Below are 232 nucleotides of genomic sequence, written 5' to 3'. Positions count from 1 at the left end.
CCGCGCTCATCAAGGCGTCGATGCCGGACATGCTGACACTGGCTTCCGCAATGCCGATGCTCACGGTGACCCCGAACTGAACCTGATGGGCAACGATTTGCGAGCCCATCACGCGCTTGCGGATTCTCTCCGCGACGATCCTTGCACGCGAGAGACTGGTTTCGGGCAGCAGAATCGCGAACTCCTCGCCGCCGAAGCGGCCAACGACGTCCGATTTGCGCTTGCCATCGAG

1 protein-coding gene is annotated in these 232 nt (G+C 62.1%); it reads right to left on the bottom strand.

Annotated elements, in window-relative coordinates; all coding sequences use genetic code 11:
* A partial coding sequence (locus AC0L3U_RS40345; RefSeq protein WP_473365262.1) for a diguanylate cyclase occupies nucleotides 1–232 on the bottom strand: 232 nt, incomplete at both ends.

The organism is Bradyrhizobium sp. Kon69, from assembly GCF_055807515.1.
The sequence above is the reverse complement of the archived record's forward strand: the minus strand, read 5'-3'. Positions and strand labels throughout refer to the sequence as shown.